At 67.6% G+C, this 1,520-nt stretch carries 1 protein-coding gene and 2 pseudogenes; 2 read left to right on the top strand and 1 reads right to left on the bottom strand.

The genetic code is table 11. The features are described 5' to 3' along the window. Nucleotides 1-118: pseudogene (locus RIF68_RS36285) on the top strand (IS5/IS1182 family transposase); the annotation flags it as partial. An 80-nt stretch (nt 119-198) separates the two neighbouring features. Here RIF68_RS36285 and RIF68_RS36290 read toward each other — a convergent pair. Further along, a complete protein-coding gene (locus RIF68_RS36290; protein WP_309056021.1) occupies nt 199-531 on the bottom strand; it encodes a hypothetical protein in 333 nt (110 codons plus the stop codon). Nucleotides 532-679: 148 nt separating this feature from the next. On the opposite strand from RIF68_RS36290, the pseudogene RIF68_RS36295 reads away from it, so the two are divergent. Then, a pseudogene (locus RIF68_RS36295) lies at nt 680-1,490 on the top strand (IS5 family transposase). Nucleotides 1,491-1,520 lie beyond the last annotated feature (30 nt).

Here is a 1,520-nt window from a genome sequence, read left to right on the forward strand (position 1 = left end):
GGTCGAACGCGGCGTCGCCAGCCTGAAGTCCTGGCGGATCTTCCGCAGAGCCCGCTGCAGCCCAAACCGCATGACGTCAATCGCCGCAGCGGTACTCACCCTGGAGCGGCAACGCTGAAGAAGCTCACTGATGCGCGTCAGTGCCTCCGCCTCCCGCCTGGGATCGCCGTCTTTCAGGGCGATGTCCCGCGCGGTGTGCTAGGTGGTGAGCGCCTCCCCCATGCGGCCGGCAGCCTCCAAGACGATGCCGATGTTATGCAGACTGCGGGACTCCTGCTGTGCGTCACCAGCTGCGCAGGCCGCAGCGCGGGCACGCCGGAGCACGTCAAGCGCTTCCGTGGCGGCCGTTGAAGATCGCCGCGTGTCCTTGTGCCGCGCTGCCGGCCACTCGCGCGCGGGTGGCGACTTCGTGGCCCCGAGCGTGACGAACTGGCCGTTCGGGGTGTGGACGGTGAACTGCACTTCGAGATGGAGAACCAGCAGCTGCTCGAACCGGCCTTCGCGGGCCGCGGCCAGGAAGGCTTGCCCCACCCTGACGTTGTTCTCGTCCGGCGCTTGCCGGCTGCTGGGCGGCCTGTACCTTCCTGCGGGCGCGGCTGGCGAGCATTTTTGTCGCGTCGGCGGATTTTCCGAGAATGGTGCCGATCTTCGCGAGGAACTCGTAACACGATGTTGTTGAATGGTCCTGGTGGGCCGTGACTGGTGTGACGATTCGGCCGCTCGAGATGGTGTGACTTCCCGGCCGTGGATCCTGGACGATGACCTGTGGGCGCTGATCGAGCCGCTTTGCCGCCCTGGCCCGAGAAGGCCCCTGGCCCGCGGCCGGTGCCGGACCGGCTGTGCCTGCAGGGCATCCTCTACGTGCTGCACAACGACATCGCCTGGCAACTGCTGCCCCTTGCGCTGGGATTCGGCGCGGGGCAGACCTGCTGGCGGCGCCTCGAACGATGGCAGCAGGCCGGTGTCTTCGGGCAACTGCACCGGATCCTGCCCGCCAGGCTGCACGCGGCCGGTGAGCTGGACTGGTCCAGAGCGTGCGTCGACGGTTCCCACGTTCGCGCGAAAAAGAGGGAGCGGACACCGGTCCGTCGCCGGTCGACCGACGGAGGACGGGCAGCAAACACCATCTGACCTGCAACGGACGCGGGACCCCGCTCAAGGTCATCAGCACTGCGGCCAACGTCAACGACGTCACCCAGACCCTCGCCCTGGTCGACGGCATCCCGCCCGTCGCCGGCCGCCCGGGCCGACCCCGCCACCTCGAGGCCCTCCTCGGAGACAAGGGCTACGACTCCAATCCCAACCGCGAACTGCGCAAGCGCCGAATCCTGTCGGTCATCTCCCGCAAGGGCAGCCCGAACATCAAGGGCCTCGGCAAGCTCCGCTACGTCGCCGAGCAGACCTTCGCCCTCCTTCACCAGTTCAAGTGCCTCGCCGTCCGTTGGGAACGCTGCACCGAACTCCACGACGCCTTCCTCTCCCTCACCTGAAGCCTCATCTGCTGGAGACGCCTCAAGAAG

Origin of the sequence: Streptomyces sp., assembly GCF_031178505.1 — a bacterium.
Taxonomy (GTDB): domain Bacteria; phylum Actinomycetota; class Actinomycetes; order Streptomycetales; family Streptomycetaceae; genus Streptomyces; species Streptomyces gulbargensis.